Origin of the sequence: Streptomyces sp. NPDC001902 (assembly GCF_042891295.1) — a bacterium.
GTDB lineage: Bacteria > Actinomycetota > Actinomycetes > Streptomycetales > Streptomycetaceae > Actinacidiphila.
This window is the reverse complement of the sequence record NZ_JBIATA010000041.1, coordinates 28,993-47,167: the sequence shown is the minus strand read 5'-3', so window position 1 is coordinate 47,167 and position 18,175 is coordinate 28,993. Positions and strand designations below refer to the sequence as shown.

At 70.3% G+C, this 18,175-nt stretch carries 15 protein-coding genes and 2 pseudogenes; 7 read left to right on the top strand and 10 right to left on the bottom strand.

From position 1 onward, the window contains the following. The first annotated feature begins 51 nt into the window (after positions 1-51). Positions 52-1,131: pseudogene (locus ACFYYN_RS40350) on the top strand (tellurite resistance/C4-dicarboxylate transporter family protein). 92 nt (positions 1,132-1,223) lie between these two features. Here ACFYYN_RS40350 and ACFYYN_RS40345 read toward each other — a convergent pair. The 4 genes from ACFYYN_RS40345 to ACFYYN_RS40330 form a co-directional block, all read right to left on the bottom strand. Continuing rightward, positions 1,224-2,060 carry a GNAT family N-acetyltransferase gene (locus ACFYYN_RS40345; RefSeq protein WP_500549771.1) on the bottom strand — a complete coding sequence of 279 codons (837 nt, stop codon included), beginning with the start codon at positions 2,058-2,060 and terminating at the stop codon, positions 1,224-1,226. Then, on the bottom strand, positions 2,057-2,965 hold the full coding sequence (locus tag ACFYYN_RS40340; protein WP_500549770.1) for an alpha/beta fold hydrolase: 909 nt from the start codon (positions 2,963-2,965) through the stop codon (positions 2,057-2,059). Before ACFYYN_RS40340 ends, ACFYYN_RS40345 begins: the two co-directional genes overlap by 4 nt. A gap of 35 nt (positions 2,966-3,000) precedes the next feature. Next, positions 3,001-3,978, bottom strand: coding sequence for an RNA polymerase sigma factor (locus ACFYYN_RS40335; RefSeq protein WP_500549769.1), 978 nt, complete (start codon positions 3,976-3,978; stop codon positions 3,001-3,003). A 418-nt stretch (positions 3,979-4,396) separates the two neighbouring features. After that, positions 4,397-4,741 (bottom strand): hypothetical protein, encoded by a 345-nt coding sequence (locus ACFYYN_RS40330; RefSeq protein ID WP_500549768.1) that lies wholly within the window; start codon positions 4,739-4,741, stop codon positions 4,397-4,399. 433 nt (positions 4,742-5,174) lie between these two features. Between ACFYYN_RS40330 and ACFYYN_RS40325 the strand changes: the two genes are divergently transcribed. After that, positions 5,175-5,693 (top strand): hypothetical protein, encoded by a 519-nt coding sequence (locus ACFYYN_RS40325; protein ID WP_500549767.1) that lies wholly within the window; start codon positions 5,175-5,177, stop codon positions 5,691-5,693. Between the two features lie 340 nt (positions 5,694-6,033). On the opposite strand, the gene ACFYYN_RS40320 is transcribed toward ACFYYN_RS40325, so the two are convergent. Further along, positions 6,034-6,930, bottom strand: a complete 897-nt coding sequence (locus tag ACFYYN_RS40320) for an aminoglycoside phosphotransferase family protein (protein WP_500549766.1) — start codon at positions 6,928-6,930, stop codon at positions 6,034-6,036. A 797-nt stretch (positions 6,931-7,727) separates the two neighbouring features. On the opposite strand from ACFYYN_RS40320, the gene ACFYYN_RS40315 reads away from it, so the two are divergent. After that, positions 7,728-8,612: a GNAT family N-acetyltransferase gene (locus ACFYYN_RS40315; RefSeq protein WP_500549765.1), complete on the top strand. Its 885-nt coding sequence runs from the start codon at positions 7,728-7,730 to the stop codon at positions 8,610-8,612. A gap of 147 nt (positions 8,613-8,759) precedes the next feature. Here ACFYYN_RS40315 and ACFYYN_RS40310 read toward each other — a convergent pair whose 3' ends face one another. After that, positions 8,760-9,107, bottom strand: a complete 348-nt coding sequence (locus ACFYYN_RS40310) for a hypothetical protein (RefSeq protein WP_500549764.1) — start codon at positions 9,105-9,107, stop codon at positions 8,760-8,762. 205 nt (positions 9,108-9,312) lie between these two features. Beyond that, positions 9,313-9,954, bottom strand: coding sequence for a hypothetical protein (locus ACFYYN_RS40305; RefSeq protein WP_500549763.1), 642 nt, complete (start codon positions 9,952-9,954; stop codon positions 9,313-9,315). A gap of 36 nt (positions 9,955-9,990) precedes the next feature. Between ACFYYN_RS40305 and ACFYYN_RS40300 the strand changes: the two are divergent. After that, positions 9,991-10,141, top strand: a pseudogene (locus tag ACFYYN_RS40300) (site-specific integrase); the annotation flags it as partial. Between the two features lie 165 nt (positions 10,142-10,306). On the opposite strand, the gene ACFYYN_RS40295 reads toward ACFYYN_RS40300, so the two are convergent. Both ACFYYN_RS40295 and ACFYYN_RS40290 read right to left on the bottom strand, forming a co-directional pair. Next, positions 10,307-11,920 carry a peptidoglycan-binding protein gene (locus tag ACFYYN_RS40295; RefSeq protein WP_500549762.1) on the bottom strand — a complete coding sequence of 538 codons (1,614 nt, stop codon included), beginning with the start codon at positions 11,918-11,920 and terminating at the stop codon, positions 10,307-10,309. Positions 11,921-12,138: 218 nt separating this feature from the next. After that, complete coding sequence (locus tag ACFYYN_RS40290) at positions 12,139-12,264, bottom strand: hypothetical protein (protein WP_500549761.1); 126 nt, start codon at positions 12,262-12,264, stop codon at positions 12,139-12,141. Between the two features lie 232 nt (positions 12,265-12,496). On the opposite strand from ACFYYN_RS40290, the gene ACFYYN_RS40285 reads away from it, so the two are divergent. The 3 genes from ACFYYN_RS40285 (at position 12,497) to ACFYYN_RS40275 (ending at position 14,996) form a co-directional block, all read left to right on the top strand. Then, positions 12,497-12,964 carry a hypothetical protein gene (locus ACFYYN_RS40285; protein WP_500549760.1) on the top strand — a complete coding sequence of 156 codons (468 nt, stop codon included), beginning with the start codon at positions 12,497-12,499 and terminating at the stop codon, positions 12,962-12,964. A gap of 275 nt (positions 12,965-13,239) precedes the next feature. Further along, positions 13,240-14,208, top strand: coding sequence for an ATP-binding cassette domain-containing protein (locus tag ACFYYN_RS40280; protein WP_500549759.1), 969 nt, complete (start codon positions 13,240-13,242; stop codon positions 14,206-14,208). After that, the gene (locus ACFYYN_RS40275; protein ID WP_500549758.1) at positions 14,205-14,996 is read left to right on the top strand and encodes an ABC transporter permease; all 792 of its coding nucleotides are present in this window, start codon (positions 14,205-14,207) and stop codon (positions 14,994-14,996) included. The genes ACFYYN_RS40280 and ACFYYN_RS40275 overlap by 4 nt, the downstream gene beginning before the upstream one ends. Here the strand turns inward: ACFYYN_RS40275 and ACFYYN_RS40270 are convergent. Continuing rightward, positions 14,977-18,075 (bottom strand): ATP-binding protein, encoded by a 3,099-nt coding sequence (locus ACFYYN_RS40270; protein WP_500549757.1) that lies wholly within the window; start codon positions 18,073-18,075, stop codon positions 14,977-14,979. The genes ACFYYN_RS40275 and ACFYYN_RS40270 overlap by 20 nt on opposite strands. Positions 18,076-18,175: the final 100 nt, after the last annotated feature.

Sequence of the window (18,175 nt, the reverse complement as noted above, 5' to 3'; positions counted from 1 at the left end):
TGCACATACCAGTAAAATGCTGCTACCGCGTCAGCGGTCGAAGGAAGCGTCATGGCCAAGATCAGCTGTCGCAGAACCGATGAGCAGGCGCCTTCCGGACGCCGCGCGGCCGTGTCCGCCGCGGTGGCCGACCTCAACGCGGGCGCGCTCGCGTTCGTCATGGGCACCGGCATCGTTTCCACGGCCCTGTACGTCAACGGCGCCGGCACCGCCTCCGCCGTACTGCTGTGGGTGGCACTGGCCGGGTTCGCGGTACTGCTGCCCGCCTACGGCTGGCGGCTGCTGCGGCAGCGCGAGCGGTTCGTCGCGGATTTCATGGGGCCGCGCGCCTTCGCGTTCCTCACCGTCGCCATCTCCGCCAACGTGCTGGCCGCACGCCTCGCGCCGGAAGGCCACACCGCGGTCGCAGGGGCGTTCCTGGCCTTCGGGGCACTGGGGTGGGTGGTGCTGGACTACGGCATCCCGCTCGCGCTCATCACCACCCTGAAACGGGGCCCCTCGTTCGACCAGGTGAACGGCACCTGGTTCCTGTGGGCGGTGGGATCGGAGTCGGTGGCGCTCGCGGCGGCCGCGCTGGCCCGGGTGACCCCGGGCAACGTCCTGCCGGTGCTGGCGGTGGTGTGCTGGGCCGTCGGCCTGGTGCAGTAGCTGCTGACCGCCGCCATCGTCCTGGCCCGACTGCTGGCCCGGCCGGTCCGGCCGGAAGGCCTCATGACGTCCGTCTGGATCTTCATGGGGGCGGCGGCGATCGCAGTCCTTGCCGCAGTGCGGCTGATGGCACTCCCCGCGGGCAGCACCATGCTGTCGCGTCCGCTCCTCGTCGGATCGTCCGTCGTCCTGTGGTCGTTCTCCAGCTGGCTCATCCCCCTTCTGCTCGCCCTGGGCGTGTGGCGGCACGCGCTGCGCCGCATTCCGCTGCACTACGACCTCGGCTGGTGGAACCTCGTCTTCCCGGTCGGCATGTACGCGGTCACCACGCACGAGCTGGGACGCGCGACCGGAACCTCGTGGATGGCGAGCATGGGCCGCTGGGAGGTCTGGATCGCCGCGGCGTTCTGGGCCGTGGTGTTCGCCGCCATGGTGGCCGCCAAGCTCCGGCCCCGCCGTAGGGCTCCCCGGCCGCTGTCGTAGGCGTGCAGCCGCCGACCGCACCCCGCCGGCCGAAGGCGCCCGCGGTCAGGCCCCGGGCCTGACCGCGGGCGCCTTCGGCCTTTCCGGTCCGGCTACCCGCCCCACACCCAGGTGACCCGCTCGTAGAGCAGCTCGAACCCGGCGCGCATCATGTTGTGCAGGGACGTGTTGTGGTCGCCGGGGCCTTCCGCCCCGGTCTCGGCGACGAGCCATCGGCAGCCTGCGTCGTGGGCCGCCCGGGCCCGGGCCGTGAGCAGCGCCGACTGGGCGCCGCGGCCGCGCCACTCCGGCAGGGTCGCCCCGCCGAACATGTCGGCACAGTCACCGTTCACGAAGATGCTGCCGACCGCGACGATCCGTTCGCCCTCCCAGACGGCGTACTGCCGCCAGTCCGGCCTGCCCACGCATGCCGCGGCCATGTCGATCATGGCCGGCGTGCTGAAGCCGAAGGTCGTCATCATCACGGTCGCCCACTCGCGTGCCTGGTCACGCTCGACGAGGCCGACCCGCAGGTCCGGGTCGAGCGCGGCGACCCCGTCGGCCCCCGCCAGTACGGTCGGGACGTCGCAGCCGAGCTTGGCGAAACGGGTGCCCTCGGTGAGGTTCCACTTCTGCGCGGTCGAGGCCCAGTCCGACGGCAGCAGGGACGGCGCGATCATGAACGAGCCCTGCGGCACGCCCTGAGCGCGGTAGAAGTCGCACACCTGCTCCACGACGTCCGCCGTGATCGGCCCGGCGGGCCCGAATCCCCCGGCCCGGTTGAAGAAGCGGCTCGGGTCCTCGCGAACGGCCAGCGCCCGCGCCGAGCCGAACTGCTGCGCGCCGACGCCCAGGGTGCTGAGCACCTCCGCCGGCGCGCCGGTCACGAAGTCGGTGTACGCCTTGATCTCGGTCTCTTCGGCCAGGCCGGTCGGCACGGTGGTGCTCACGCTTGGTTCCCCTTGTCGGTGGTGGTGACGAAGTCGAGCACGGCGGCGACGAACCTCCCGGTCTCCTCGATGTGCCCGAAGTGGCCGCTCCCGGTCAGCTCGCACAGCCGTGCGTCCGGCATGCCGGCGTGGATCTCGTAGGCGAAGCGGGGAGGGCAGATGAAGTCGTAGGTGCCGACGATCACCAGCGCCGGCGCCGCGATCGTGCCGAGCCGGTCCCGTACGTCCCAGTCGGCCGGGAGCCGATTCGGGTCATGGGTGGCCCGCAGGGTGGGCGTGCCGAACTGCGCGACCGTTGCGCGGTAGTCGGCGAAGTAGGCGGGCAGGAGGGCGCCGAGGTAGCGCTCCTTCGACGCGTCGTCGACGACCTCCAGCGCCCCCGACATCCGGGCCTCCCACACCCGCCCCGCCTCGGTCGCCTCGGGCCGGCCAGGCCAGCGCTGGACGAACACGGCCATCTCCTTGGAGGCCGCCTCCATCAGTTCCGGCCCGTACACGGGCGCGGTGTCGTAGAGGATCAGCCCGTCGAGGCGGTCAGGGTGGTCGAGGCCGAACTGCAGCGCGACGAAACCGCCGTGCGAGTGGCCGAGGACGTAGGCGGACTGCGCCCCGAGGTCATCGAGCACGGCTGCGGCGAAGCGCGCGTAGCGGGAGGTGGAGTAGTCCCCGTCCGGCAGCAGGCCACTGTCGCCCGACCCGACGGGGTCGAGGTGGACCATGGTCAGATGCGGCTCCAGTGCGGGTACGCGCAGGTAGTCAGGGTGCACACCGGGGCCTCCGGAGTGCACGAGGCACACCGGCCCGTCCCCCGCGACCCGGTAGACCTGGCGCACGCCGTCGACCATGACGGTGCGCACCTCGGCAGCACGCTCGCCGTGCTCCGCCTCGTGATGGATAGCTTTCATACCCACACGATGCGGTGGGCCCCGGAAAGGTTCGATCAGCCTTCAAGATTGTTTGCGAGGCCGGCCCGGCGGCGGCGCGGGTGGTACAGGCGCAGCCTGTCCTCACGGTTCCGGTCCAGGTGATGCACCCAGACCACGCTGGGCGGGCAGTGGAACGGATCCTCCGGCGGGCTGATGATGGCCGCCTCCCAGATGACCACCTCGCGACTGGCCACCACGTTCGTCAGCTTCTGGCGGACGCCGTCGGAGACGTCACGGCGGAAGGAGAACTCCAGGTAGTCGAGGTCCGAGCGCTTGCCGGTCGGCCAGGTCACCTCCAGCCGAGGCGACCGCCACTCCGCCCACGCCGAGGCGAGCTCGCCGCGATGGCCCGCCAGCATGGTCTCCTCGGCCAGGCGGCGGTGGCGCGCGGTGCGGGAGACGGCGTCGTCGTGGACCTGGTCGCCCATGCTCACCAGTGCACCGGCCAGCTTCGTACGCGCCTGGCTGAGCCTGCTGCGCACGGTGCCGACGGGGGTGCCGCACAGCAGCGCGATCTCCTCGTAGGAGGTGACGTCGGTGAAGTAGCGCAGCATGGTCACCAACCGCAGCGCCGGTGACAACGTCTCCAGCGCACTCCAGATCCAGTCCTGCAGCACGTGCTCGTCCAGCACGTCTGCCGGGTCGGGCGGGCCGCCCGTGCGGTCCATGGCGACGACCCCCTCGAGCTCGGCCACGGGCACCGCCGACTTCTTGCGCAGCTGGGCACGGCAGACGTTGCGGACCACCATGCGCAGCCACGGTCCGACGGCGTCCGGATCCCGCAGATCACCGATGCGCCGCAACGCGATGAGCGCCGCCTCCTGCACGGCGTCCTCTACGTCCGGGCTGTGGCCCAGCATGGCGAGGGCGACTCCGTGCATGGTCGCCCGATGCCTGGCGAGCAGCAGCCCCAGGGACCCCGCATCGCCCGATTGAGCGGCCCGCACCAGCTCGAAGTCCAGCGGCGCCCCACTCAAGATCAGATCAGTCATATCGTCACCATTGAACCAGAACGCCCTCACGCCCCGGCTCAGCCGCCCGCGCCTCACAGCCTTCCGATCCCCTGCGGATGTCCCGCCCGACCGCGGCGGGAGCCACCCGCGTTCGGACCACCGAATGGAGGACCTCCGAGTCGCCGCATCGGCACCGGGGGCGGGCCATAGCCCCGTCCGCGTCGACACCGCCCCGATGGCCATTGTCACCGGCCCGCCCCATGGATCCACGGAGCAGCCGTGACCGGGTCCGCGCTGGGGAGGCGCCCTGGCCATGGCTATTGATCCGCACGAGGTTTCTGACCTGCTCCGGAAGTGGCTGCGCTGATCCCGCCGAGACCCACTTCGGCACGCATTCGACAGAGCCGTGATCGCGCGCTGCGCGAGACGTCTTGCCCTCAACGGGCGGCCGTACGGCTCACAGGTCGATGCGCTCCATCGCTACGTCGTCGGCAGGCTCTCCGTAGCGCAGCACGACGTGTGCTGGCCGATACGGGAGCGCGCGCAAGCCGGGCTCCATCACCTGGTACAGAGCCTCTGCATCGGGGCCGCAGGCGAAGATCACGACCTCGCCGCCGCCGAACTCGTTGCCGTCGACTTCTCCGACACCTGCGGCCTCGACCGCGGCCCCCATGGACCGCTCGGCTGCAAAGATCAGCGACCGTTGGCCAGGCTCGCCGAAGTCTTCGCCGCCCAACTGGAAGCGGGCAATCACGGCGTGCTCCGGAGGTGTCTCCGGCAAGTCGAAGAGTCCGTCCTGCATGACGGCACACTCCCATCCAACTCTGACAGTCGGCCTCTGGCCCGGGCATCCGGGCATGCGCACCTTGGTGCCCCCTGCCGTGCAAGCCTGGTGGTCGGGGACATCGAGGGTGCGCAGGGCAGAGCGGCTTTGGGGACTCCCCAGCCCAGCGCGGTATCTCGACTGCGGCGAGCAGTCGTTGACCGTGGCTGACCGCCTAATGTGGCACGGCTGTGGTACGCGTCGGCATGCGTGGCGTGCCCCTCAGTTCGTTGTGAGGATCAGCTTGCTGCCCGGCAACTCGGGTCTCCTCGGGAGTGACAGACGTCGGATATAGAGTCCCCTTCCGGCGCGGTCGAGCAGCGGAGGGGCCATGCGACGGCAATCGATCCCGGGTGACCCTCTGGTGTGCCTCACGTCCCTGGTGGTGCCTCCAGCCCGGGGTGGCAACACGGTGGACTGGGAGGGGCTGTCCGCCCGCTATCCGAGGGGATTCCCCGACGACTACATGCAGTTCATGCGAGTGTACGGGCAAGGAATCTTCGACGACTTCCTCAACGTCGTTCCGCCTGTCCAGGAGGTGTATCTCAATGACCCCGGCTCCACGGTGGAAGGACTGTCAGCGGACGCCGAGTACACGGCCGAAGAGGAGGAATACGACGCGCCCGAACTCCTCGTCGGCTGGGGGCTGACTACGGAGGCCGACCTGCTGTGCTGGCGTGCGGACACACCGGACCCCAACGAGTGGACCACGGTGATCTGGCGCCGGCAGTGGGCAGCCCCCGGGTGCTGGGCCGCCTTCGACTTCGGGATGGTCGAATTTCTCTGCCGCTACGCAGCCCGCGACCTGCCCGAGCACTGGACCTTCGAACTCCCCTATACAGGGACACGATTTCTCCACAGTCGCGACGCCAGCCGGTTCATGGACCTGGGCATCGATCCCTGGGATGCCGAAGCCCCAGCGGAGCTATAGCGGGACCGTGCATCGACTGAAGCGCTGAACGTCGTCGCCGACACCTGCCTTGTAAGTTCGGGCCAGACTCGAGTCGGCCTGCCGGGAGACACCGCGACAGGCAGCCCCCGCCCTGCCTTCGGTTGCCACGTTCCGTCGCTGTCCCCCGGCGTTGATGTCATCCTCGACCGAGCTGGCGCTCAGAAGAGACTCGGGCGCTGCGGCGTTCCAGGGCCTCTGACCATGAAGCACGCGGGCGGCGGTGTGGACGGCGCAAGCGTCGAATCGCCTTCGGCAGGGATCGAAGTAGGAGCCTCGGGGCGCTCGGGGCCACCTTGCACGGCCTACGACCGGGGCGACATCACATTGTCGACTCCAGAATGCGGTCGAGTGTCCGGCGCCCCATTCTGCTCATCGTCGGATTGGTCTCGACGTAGTACCAGACAAGCCCCATCGCCTGTTCGAAGGCCCAGGCCTTGCCGCGCTCCCACTCCAGATCGTCGCAGGCCAGTGTCCGCCGGAGCACTTCCCGTGGGCCCGGTTGCAACAGGTGCCAGGCGCTGACCAGATCCAGCGCCGGGTCGGCCGGGCCGAAGCCCCCGGTGTCGAGTACGCCGCTGAGCCGGTCTCCCGCGACCAGTACGTTGCCGGGAATCAGGTCACCATGGCTCATCACATCGGCAGCCGTGCGTGGCAACTCCCGCAAGTGGCTCCACACTTGGCGCAGCCGGGGCACGTCGAGGAGCCCCTCGCTCTCCTCGAAGCACTTCGCCATCCAGTCGTCGTGGTGAGCGAGAACGCCGCCACGGTTCTCGCCGCTGAAACGCCGCCCCTGCGTCTCGGCGTCCCGCAGGGCTGCGATGAAGGCCGCGAGGTCCTCGGCGAAAGCGTCCGACGCACTCGGGTCGGCATCGAAGGCGACTGTTCCCGGCAGCCATGTCTGGACCGACCACGGCATGGGGCAACCCGCTCCAGGCTTTCCCAGGGCGACGGGTTCCGGAACGGGGAACCGGGACACCTGTGCCAGCTCCGCGCTCGCCTGGGCTTCCCGTTCCAGAACCGCCAGTGCCTCAGCAGCGTCGGTCAGACGCAGCGGGAAACGCGCGGAGAGGTCGTCCCCGATGCGGAAGATGGCGTTGACCGTCCCGGTCGACGGCTGGAGTCGGATCGCCTTGCCGCTCCACTGAGGGAACTGCTCCTGGATCAGGGCCGCAACGATGTCGGTGGTCACGTCCACTTGGTCATCGTGCATGGTCATTCTCGCAAGCCCTTTCCCCAGTCCAATGCGAAGCGCCACCGGCAGGCCAGATCAACGGAGACGACAGCCAGTATTCATGCGCCAGGGTCCTGATCAACTGAAATTTTCGGGTACCCAGGCGGCTCACCCGTTCTGGTCGCCTCAGGCCACAGCCGCGGCTTCGGAGCGGATCGCCTGAAACGGGACAAGAGGGGCACCCACCGAGAGCGATCGTTTGCCATCGAGCCTGGTCGATCAAGGGCAGGGCATCGCAAGCGACTGGTGGTTTCGCCGTCGACGGACTGCGCCCTCCCGCGGCCCAGAGCCGGCCCAGCGACGCTGCCCATCTTGCCGGGCGACACCCGCTTCAGGTGTTCGTTCATAGCTACACGCGGGCCGCCGCGTTGCCATTACGAAATGGCTTGGGCAGGTTTCCTGTTACCGCCAGAGTCCCCGTACGTGTACGTACGGCTCTGTTGCCGTCACCTTCTGCCGTCAGGATTGGCAAAGTGCTGTACAGCAACGAAGTACAGCAGCCTCTGCGCCCATACCCGACCGCCACCCCTCCCGGACGGCCGGCTGGCGTGCCCAGCAGACCTCAACGACCGTCGTGCCCATAGCTCGCATTGAGGGGATCGGGCGTACCACAGCCGTGCCACGTGAGGCGGTGCCGAGGGCAGGCATGGCCACAGGGAGACGAGGCATTTTCGGCACTTCGGCAAGGTCGTCAGCCGCGTGTAAGTCGACTGGAGACCGAACACTTCGCGAAGCTGGCGCTGGAGCGGATGCTCGCCCTGCCGTAGGGGCAGGATGGGCGCATGATCCTTCGCCCCCTGCGCGACATCGACGATGACGCCGACGCGATAGCGGTCGTGGCCGCCGCCGCGTTCGGCGCCTCCGATGCCCTGCCCGGTGGCGGCCCGCCCGAGGAGATGCCTCCCGAGCTGGCCGCTCTGCTGCGGCGGCGCAACCGGTATGTCGCGCGTACAGACCCCGGTGGTTGCTGGCTGGCCGTGGACGAGACCTCCGGCATGCCGCTCGGGGTCGCCCTGTCGACGCGCCGCGAGGGGACGTGGGGGCTGTCGCTTTTCGCCGTGCTGCCCTCCGCGCAGCGGCAGGGGGTCGGGCGCGAACTGCTGGCCGCCGCCCTTGCCTACGGGCGTGGCTGCCTGCGCGGCATCATCTGCAGTTCCCCCGACCCGCGGGCGGCGGCGACCTACCGCCGGGCGGGCTTCGCGCTGCACCCGGCGATGCGCCTGGAAGGCGCCGTCCGCAAGGGCGACCTGCCCGCGCCGGACGGGGCGGTGCACGAGGGCTCGGCCAAGCACCGCGACCTGATGGACTCCGTCGACCGGCGCACCCGGGGCGGCGCCCACGGCCCTGACCACGACCAACTGCTCACCGAGAGCGACCTGCTGATCGTCGACGACCTGGCCGGCAGCGGCTACTGCTACATCGACCAATACGGGAACGTCCGGCTGCTCGCCGCCACCTCCCGTCGCCTGGCGACCCGGCTGCTCACCGCCGCACTACTGAGCCTGCCCGAGGGCACCCCGGCACAGGTCACCAATGTGACGGCCGAACAGCAGTGGGCCGTGGATGTGGGGCTGACCGCCGGACTGGAACTCAGCACGTCCGGCTGGGTCTGCCTGCGCGGAATGCGGCCACAGGAGCCGTACATCCCCTCGGGATTCTTCGGGTGACGTTGGAAGCCCTTGGGGCGCCTGTTTGGAGGGATCCCAGCTCAGCGGGTCATCAAGACTGCGGCGTACCGTCATTGACCGTTGCTGACCGTCCGATGTGGCACGGTTGTGGTACACGCTGGTACCCAAGGTGCACCGTCGCCTGACTCACCAGTCACGCCACCGTTCGGTCAACTCCTCCATGTCCTGGCGGGCCAGGAGCGCCGAGACGTCGACGCCTTGCTCGACGAGGACGTCATCGATGTACTCGCAGAGGTCCTCTCGCTCTATGGTGCAGTACGCCCCGTACTTCTCATCGATGACGTTCAGTTGCTGCACGACGCGCTCGACGGCGGCAAGCACGGGCTCGTCGGATGCGCTGCGGAAAGCACGCGCCTCTTCCTCAAACGAGGCCAGCGCGGCATCGGTGGCCTGCAGCATGCCGGGGGAGTAGAGCTCCGCGGAGTCGCTCCGCGCGACCTCGTCACGCCATGTCGTGGACGGTCTGGTTGCCATGCCCGGAGACTACTGCCGGCATCCGACACCGTAGCGTCGGCCTTCCTGGGCTGGTGGGGCAGGTGTTGAGAGGGGGCTCTGGGGCCGCGTCCCGTTCTCCTCTTGACCTGTGGCTCTTCCTCAGCTGCGCCGCTTGCCGGTAGAACTTCGACACGGATTCGACACGCAGTGTCCTGACGGATCTGTACGGTGCGAACGACACACGTTAGGGGCGAACTGTTGGGGGCGGGCATGACGGCGTATCTGAGGCACGGATGGCCAGGTCAGGGTGGTGGCCTGCCAGATCGGGGTGTTCGGCGAGGAAGATGGCTGCGATGAGGGCCGCGTGGCGGACGGCGGGCTTGGTGTCGTTCAGAAAGGGGGTGACTGCCTGGAAGAACAGGGGCCGCAAGGCCCGTACCTCCTCGATCTCCGGTGAGACCTCGCCCCGCCGCAGTAGTTCGGCGTGCAACTCGTCGTCGGTGTCGTGGGCCAGCGACGCCAGCCATTCGAGCAGTTCCACTCGGAGCAGGCTGCGCCGTTCCTCTCCGACGGGGTCGTCCCAGGAGCAGTAGGTCCCTTCGACCTCGGTGCACGGATCCGGAAGGATCGCGGCGATGAACAACGCTGCCGGCACCGTGGCCGGGGAGACGCCGTTTGAGTGGCGCAGGCAATCAAGGTCCTGGTCTACGACGCGCGCGTGGACAATGGGATCCGTGCCGCGGAGGGCCGCCAGCGAATTGGGTACGTCGCCTGCGGGACCCCACAGATGCTCCAGAGCGGCCCAGTCGGTGTCGCGGAGGATCGTGTCCGCCGCGGGCAGAGACCGCATCATCGCAGTCGTGGTGTGCTCTGGTTCGCTCGTCACCGGGACATGCTACGGAGCCCCTGCGAAAGGCCAGTGGGGCGTCGCGCCCGCGTGGTGATGGAGATCCTCGGGCACTCCGGGATTGCCGTCACCATGAACGTTCCACACGCACGTCGTGCAGGACACCCAGCGCGGGGCCGTGAGCCGTACGGACCGGCTGCTCCTGAGGCGTCCCGGCCGCGAGTGAACGTGGGCGTCGATGTCAGCGTTGGATGTCAGAAGCGGTTATGCCGGGTCATCGTTCTGGGATGCCCGTTCGTGCAGTCTCAGTCTGGCGCGACCTCGACGCGGAGCGGTGCCGCACCCGGGGTCGGGGTCGCGGGTGCGGCACCGCTTCCGTGCGTGCCCTGAGTCAGCGGACCCGGATGAAGACCACGTCGTACCCCAGGTTCGTGCCGCGGTTCTTGACGTAGACGCCGTCCTTGCCGCCGTTGGGGTTGCCGGTGTTGCCCTCGACGGTGGTGAAGGAGGAACCGCCGCTCACCGTCCGCACGATGCCGATGTGCTCCTGGCCGTCGTTGAAGTTGCTCCCGCCGTTCCAGTCGAAGGCCACGATGTCGCCGGGCTGGGGGTTGGTCGTCACCGACAGGTGGTAGTTGCCGGCCCGGGCCTGCTTCACCCAGCCGGAGACGTAGCTGTTGCGGTAGGAGGTGGCGCCCGTCTGCTTGGCCACCCAGCTGACGAACGTCGCGCACCAGGCGTAGTTGTTGGTGGACAGGGAGAGCCCCACGGCCACGCCGTAGCTGTTCGCGCGGGCGCTGCCCTCGACCGTGCCGACCTCGGCGGCGGCGACGTCGAGGAGTTTGGCGTAGCCGCCGCCGGGCGGCGGCGACGTGGGCGGGGTGACCGCGCCGTACAGGGCGGCCTTGGTGTTCGGGCCCACCCTACCGTCGACCGCGAGCCCCTTCTCGGTTTGGAAGTCCCGCACCGCGCTGTCGGTCATCGGCCCGAAGTCGCCGTCGACGGCGAGATCGGCGCCGTGGTGGTTGAGGAGGCTCTGCAGCTCGGTGACGCAGCCGCTGCGCTGGCCCTTGACGATGTCGGTCGGGCACGCGGCGGAGTTCAGGTTGATCGGCGCGGGGGCACCGCTGCCGCCGCCACCGCCGATGTTGGAGTACAGGGCGTTCTTGGTGTTCGGGCCGACCTCGCCGTCGACCGACAGGCCGTGCGAGGACTGGAAGGACCGCACGGCCGTCAGGGTCAGCGGACCGAACTCACCGTCGACGTCGAGGTGCTGGCCCTTGCCGTTGAGCAGCGCCTGCAGGGTCGCGACGCAGCCGCCGGTCTGGCCCTCCACGATGTTCGCCGGGCACGAGGAGGACCGCAGGTCCAGGCCGGTCGAGGGCGCCTCGTCGGTGTCGTACAGTTCCCGCTTGGTGTTCGGGCCGACCTCGCCGTCGACCGACAGGCCGTGCGAGGACTGGAAGCTGCGGACCGCGCTGTACGTCTCCGGCCCGAAGTCGCCGTCCACGCTCACCGCGTAGCCGAAGTGGCGGAGCAGGCGCTGGAGTTCGGTGACGCAGCCGCTCTCGCTGCCCTGCACGATGTTCGCCGGGCACGAGGAGGACGTGAGGTTGACCGGTGCGGGCGCCGCGCCCCCGGTGGCGTACAGCTTGCTCTTGGTCTGGGGGCCCACCCGGCCGTCCACGGCGATGGCGGTGGCGGCCTGGAACTCACGCACCGCGTAGAGCGTGTTCGGCCCGAAGTCGCCGTCCACCGTGAGGCCCGCTCCGTGGGCGTTGAGCAGGTTCTGCAGTTCGGTGACGCAGCCGCTCACCTGGCCCTGGACGATATCGGTCGGGCAGGAGGCCGAGGTGAGCTTGATGGGCGCCGGCGCGGCCATCGCCGGGCCGGCGCCCATCAAGGTGGCCGCCACGAGGATCGCTGCGGTGGCCGCGAGGCTCACGATCCGGGCGCGCCAGCCGGGTCTGGCGCCCGGGGCAGGGAGGGGTAAGACGCTTCTCATGACGGCGGAGGACTCCTTCGACGGATCATCTGACGAGGGACCGGGTCGAGTGGCCGCCGGGCGGCCGCGCACGACGGTGACAGCTGGGGCCCGTGCGGGCAATCCGTTTCGAACATCTGGCCGGATTCCGCCGCTGTGCCCGGGAGGGAGGCACCGCCTCCTGGCGTCGAAGGGGCCGGCCGCGGTCCGCCACGCCCTCGCCTACGAGCCCGGGCTGATCATGCCTCGGTGTTCCCCGACGTGTCCGACGTGTCCGACGTGTCCGACGCCTCCGACGTGGCGAGGCCGAGTGCCTTGCGCGCCTTGACCGCCTCGTCGTAGCCCGCGAACGGCCGTGCGAACATATCCGGCACCTGGAACCCGACGCGGCCCTGCCCCCACCGGTGCCCGTTGTGCATCGCCGGGCATGCCGACTCACTGTCTGTCGCCGCGACGGGCCGCATGTCGCCGTACCGGTTTCACTGCCGTCCGCACCCCTGAAAACGCCGTGAAACGGCGCTGAACGGCGGGTCGGTCACGCTCTGCGGCATGACGACGACGGCCCCGCGAGGGGTAGCTACCGGGGAGGGGACCACCATGAACGGCCTGCGAGTGATCCGCCGTCACGCGGCGGCGTTCGTGCGCTTCGCAGGGCTGGGCTGCGGGGTCACCCTGGCGGCCTCGGCGGCCTTGGTCCTGCTCTCGCAGTGGATCCCGTGGATGGCGGCGAACGTACTGACCACCGTCGCCTCGACCGTGGTCGCCACCGAACTGCACGCCCGGGTCTCGTTCGGCCACGGACGGCCCGGCCTGGCAGGCCACGTGAAGAGCGCGGCCACCGTCGCCGTCGGCTGGCTGGTCACGTCGGCCGCAGTCGGCGCACTGACCGCGCTCCGCCCCGGCGCCGGGCTCGTCCTGCAGCAGGCGGTGTACCTGTCGGCCACCGCGCTCGTCGGGATCGGCCGCTATCGCGTGCTGCGCCTGTCCGTGTTCGCGGAGCGCGTCCCGCGGTCGCGAACCGCCGGCGGCGGCGGGATGCGGGCCGTGTTCGACGCGGGAGCGTGACCCGGCTGGACGAGTTCACCGGAACTCCTGACGTGCACCGGTCGCGTACGGGCCCCCATCGATGCTGACGGGGGCCCGTACGCCGTTCTACGAGGCGTTCCCGCCCCGCTCTTGCGCCGGTGCGCTGTCCCGAGCCGGCGGGGGCTCCCCGGCGGGGCTCGCACCTGACGCAGTCGCTGCGCCGACCAGCGCATTTCACCGCGTTGCCGGTCGCAGGGGGCTGGTGAAACCGAGCTGAAAGGTCGTTGAACGCGGCGCCCCGCAGACTCCGTCGCATGATGACAACGACCGACGCATCCGCCATCGCAGCCACGGGGCTGCGGAAGTCCTTCGGGGACAAGCTGGTCCTCGACGGCATCGATCTGCACGTGCCCGCGGGCACGGTCTTCGCCCTCCTGGGCCCGAACGGCGCCGGCAAGACCACCGTCGTCAAGATCCTCTCCACCCTCATCACCGCCGACGCCGGTGAGGTCCGTGTCGGTGGGCACGACATCGCCGCCGACCCGCAGGCGGTACGTGCCGGGATCGGCGTCACGGGGCAGTTCTCCGCCGTCGACGGTCTGATCACCGGCGAGGAGAACATGCTCCTGATGGCGGACCTGCACCACCTGTCCAAGCGTGAAGGGCGGCGGGTCGCAGCCGAGTTGCTGGAGAGGTTCGACCTGGTCGAGGCCGCGAAGAAGCCCGCCTCCACCTACTCCGGTGGCATGAAGCGGCGCCTGGACATCGCCATGACCCTGGTCGGGAACCCGCGGATCATCTTCCTCGACGAGCCGACGACCGGCCTCGACCCACGCAGCCGCCACACCATGTGGCAGATCATCCGCGAACTGGTCTCCAGCGGCGTCACCGTCCTCCTCACCACGCAGTACCTGGAGGAGGCCGACGAGCTCGCCGACCGGATCGCGGTGCTGAACGACGGGAAGATCGCCGCCGAGGGCACCGCGGAGGAGCTGAAGCGGCTCATCCCGGGCGGGCACGTGCGGCTCCGCTTCACCGACCCGGACGCGTACCGGTCCGCCGCCGGCCAGCTGCGCGAGGTCACCCGGGACGACGAGGCGCTGACCCTGCAGATCGCCAGCGGCGGCAGCCAGCGCGAGCTGCGCTCCATCCTCGACTGGCTGGACACGGCCGGCGTCGAGGCGGACGAGCTGACCGTGCACACCCCGGACCTCGACGACGTGTTCTTCGCCCTCACCGCCCCGGCCACCGTCCCCAACCAGTCCAAGGAGAACGTCCGATGAGCGCCTTTTCCCTCGCGGTCCGCGACTCGAACACGATGCTGCGCCGCAATCTGCTGCACGCGCGGCGCTACCCGTCCGCCACCCTGAACCTGCTGCTCGCGCCGATCATGCTGCTGCTGTTGTTCGTGTACATCTTCGGCGACGTGATGAGCGCGGGCATCGGTGGCGGCGGCGCCGATCGCTCCGAGTACATCGCCTACATCGTGCCGGGCATCGTGATGATGACGATCGGCAGCACCGTCATCGGGGCGGCGGTGTACATCTCCATGGACATGAGCGAGGGCCTCATCGCCCGCTTCCGTACGATGGCGATCCACCGCGGCTCCGTGATCATCGGGCACGTGGTGGGCAGCGTGCTGCAGTGCATCGCCAGCGTGGTCCTGGTCGGCGTCATCGCCGTGGCCATCGGCTTCCGGTCCACGGACGCCTCGGCCTTGGAATGGCTGGCGGCGTTCGGGCTGCTGGTGATGTTCTCGCTGGCGTTCACGTGGATCGCGGTCGGTATCGGCATGGCGAGCCCGAACGCCGAGGCGGCCGCCAACAGTGCGCAGCCGTTGATCCTCCTCCCGCTCATCTCGAGCGCGTTCATCCCGGCGGACACGATGCCGGGCTGGTTCCAGCCGATCGCCGAGTACCAGCCGTTCACCCCGGCGATCGAGACCCTGCGCGGCCTGCTGCTCGGCACGGAGATCGGCGGCAACGGATGGATCGCGGTCGCGTGGTGCGTCGGTCTGACGGTGCTGGGCTACCGCTGGTCGATGGCGCAGTTCAACCGCGATCCGAAATGAGTGTGCGGGCCGCCTCCCGCAGCCCGTCCCGCTTGAGGGCGGCGTACTCCGACACCGCGTCGGCGTACGCCGCCCCGTCGGCGTCTTCGGCGGCCTGCCGGGCGCGGTCGAGGGACATCGTGGGCTGGAAGACCTGTGAGACGTGCAGTCGTTCCGCCAGGGCCAGCAGGCCTACCGCGGACCGGTCGCCCTTGGCGAGCCGGGCCAGGCCGAGGGCCAGGACGCGGGTGCCGTAGGTCAGCACCTCCCCGGGCGGGCGGGAGCCGTCGGCGAGCAGCGTGAGCAGCCGGTTCTCCAGTTCGGCCACGAGGCCGGCGACTGGTTCCAGCCGTCCGGCGTACGCGTGGGCGGCCACCGCGTGGGCTTCGATCGCCTGTGCCCAGGCGTCCACGGAGGGGTCGGCGGGCGGTGAATCGCTTGCGCGCATCCGCTCGACGGCTGTCCGCCATTGCTTGAGGCCGAGTTCGGTGAGGCCGCGGGCGAGCGCGATCTCGGCCCAGGCGGCCTGGTCGGTGGTGAAGTCCGAGGTGTGCTCGTCCGGCTGGCTCTGCTCGACGCGCCGTAGCCACTGCTCGGCTTCGTCCGGCTTGCCGCGTTGCAGACAGGCGAGGACGAGACCGCGGCGCAGGCCCGTGGTGGGGGATTGGTCGCTGAGGTGGGTCAGGGTGTCCAGCGCGGCGAGGAGGTGCCCGTAGGCCTCGTCGCCGAGGCCGGCGTCGGCGCACAGTTCGCTGCTGCGGGAGTGGCCGAGCAGTTTGAGGGTCGGATTGGGTACGGCGTCGACCATGGCGAGCATGCGGCGGGCCGAGGACAGCGCGCGTTCCGGCTCGTGTTCGTGCTCCCAGAGGTAGCTGGCCACGCATTCGGCGATGCCCGCGAGCAGGGGTGCGTCGCTCGCGCACAGTTCCTGCAGGGCCTCGTAGCCGGGCGGCCTCATGTCCGGGACGGCGCTCAGCACGACGGCGAGTGCGCGCAGCAGGGTGTTGGGCTTCGCGGGCGGCAGTCGGCGCAGGGTGACGAGGTGGCGTGTCCTGGGCCGGCCGTATCCGATGAAGGGGGCGGCGGTGCAGATGGCGCAGAGGGTGCGGGTGACGTCGGTGTGCCGGGCGTCGGGGCGGTAGTGCGACAGGGGCGCCGCGGTGTCGGTGGCCAGGGTGAGGACCCGGTGGAAGCTCGCGGAGTCGGTGAGCCAGACGCCGGCCAGTACGGCGCCGGCCGCCGCGGTGGTGGCGTGGTCCTCGCGGGCGAGGGCGAGGCGCAGGGCGAGCACGAGGTTGTCCTGTTCGGTGCGCAGCCGCGCCCAGTGCCGTAGCGGCTCGAGGCTGAACAAGGCCTCGTGGTTGGTGAGTCCGAAGTTCCGTGCCCAGTCCAGGAACCGGCCGGTGACCGCCTGTTCCTCCCCGGCCGTCGCGCGTCGGGCGGCGCTGAACTCCCGCACCGTCTCCAGCATGTGGAAGCGGATTCCGGCCGCGGTGTCAGCGGCTTTCAGCAGCGACTGGTCGACCAGTTGCTCCAGCAGGTACGGCGCGTCGCCGTCGTCACCGAGAAGGTGTTCCGCCGCTTCTTCGGTGAAGCCGCCGGGGAAGACGGACAGTGCCCGCAGTGCCGCCCGGGCGTCTTCCTCCAGGAGGTTCCAGCTCCACTCGACGACGGCGTGCAGGGTGCGGTGCCGTTCGGGTGCGTCACGGCTCCCGCCGCGCAGCAGCGCGAACCGGTCGCCGAGGCGGCGGGCTATTTCGGGGACGGTCAGTACCCGCACCCGTGCCGCGGCCAGCTCCACGGCGAGCGGCAGCCCGTCCAGGTGGCGGCACAGTTCCGCCACGGCGGTGGGCGGGAGTTCGACGTGGTGGCGTGCGGCCCGGGCCCGCTGTTCGAAGAGCTCGATGGAGGTTGCCAGGCTCAGTTGCGGCAGCTGGTACACCGCTTCGGAGCTCAGCCCGAGCGGTGCCCTGCTGGTGACCAGCACCCGCAGGTCCTTGGACAAGGCCACCAGCTCGCGCACCAGGTCGGCGGTGCCCTGGACGACCTGCTCGCAGTTGTCCAGCACGAGCAGCGTGGGGTCGGTGCCGAGTGCGCCGACGATTTTGGCGGGCGCGTCCGACCCGCCACCGAGCGCCGACGCCACCTCGCCGGCCACGTCGTGGTCCGTGCTGACTCCGGCGAGCGAGATGAAGTGCACCGTCCGCTGTTCCGCCTGGCGGCTGACGGCGTGCGCGAGGCGTGTCTTGCCCAGCCCGCCGGGGCCGACGATCGAGGCCAGCCGCGAGGAGTGCAGCAGCCCGGCCACGGCGGCGAGATCCTCGTCCCGACCCAGGAGCGGATTCGGATCGTGCGGCACCCCGTACCGGACCGTGGGTGCCTTCACCTGCAGCAGCTGCTGGTGCACGGCCTTGAGGCCGGGGCCCGGGTCGCTGCCGAGGCCGTCGCGGAGTTCGCGCCGGTACGTGTCGTAGCGGGTGAGCGCCGCCGACGGCCCGGCCGTGTCCGCCTCGGCGCGCAGCAGTTCGGCCAGTACCTCCTCGTCGCGCGGGGTCCGGGCGAAGACCTCGGTGAGAGGCGCCACGGCCTCGGCCCGTCGTCCCAGCCGGGCGAGGGCGAGCGCGCGGGAGCGTACGAGGGAGTCGTGGAGCGGCGCCCGCTCGGCGCGCAGCTCCTCGACGGGGTCAACGGGCGCGGCGTCGGTGTCCGGGGCGGAGTCCCAGAAGGCGAGGCCCTCCTCGGCACTGGCCAGGGCGGCGGCGTGATCCCCGGCCCGGGTGTGGCGGGCGCTCGCCTCTGCACACAGGACCGCCGCCGAAGCGTCGACCTGCTCCTCGGTCAGCGCGAGCCGGTAGCCGGTGGGGGTGCTGACGACGACGTCGGCGCCGAGCTGGGAGCGGGCCCGGGAGACCAGGATCCGCAGCGCGTTGGCGGGGTTGGCCGGCAGCTCGTCCTGCCACAGCCCGTCCACCAGCCGGCTGGTGCTGCAACCGGAGCGCAGCTCGCTTGCGAGCAGCGCGAGCAGCCCGCGCAGCCGGGGCGCGGTGATCTCCCGGCCACGGTAGGCCACGCGCGACAGGAGAGTCAGGTCGGTCGTCACCCGGTCAGGTTATCGACAGCGGTTGCCCGGGCGGCTGTTCAGGGCCGGGGGAGCGCTGTGTGCGGGTCGGAGCGGTCCCGGCGGCCGCAGCGGGGCTCCC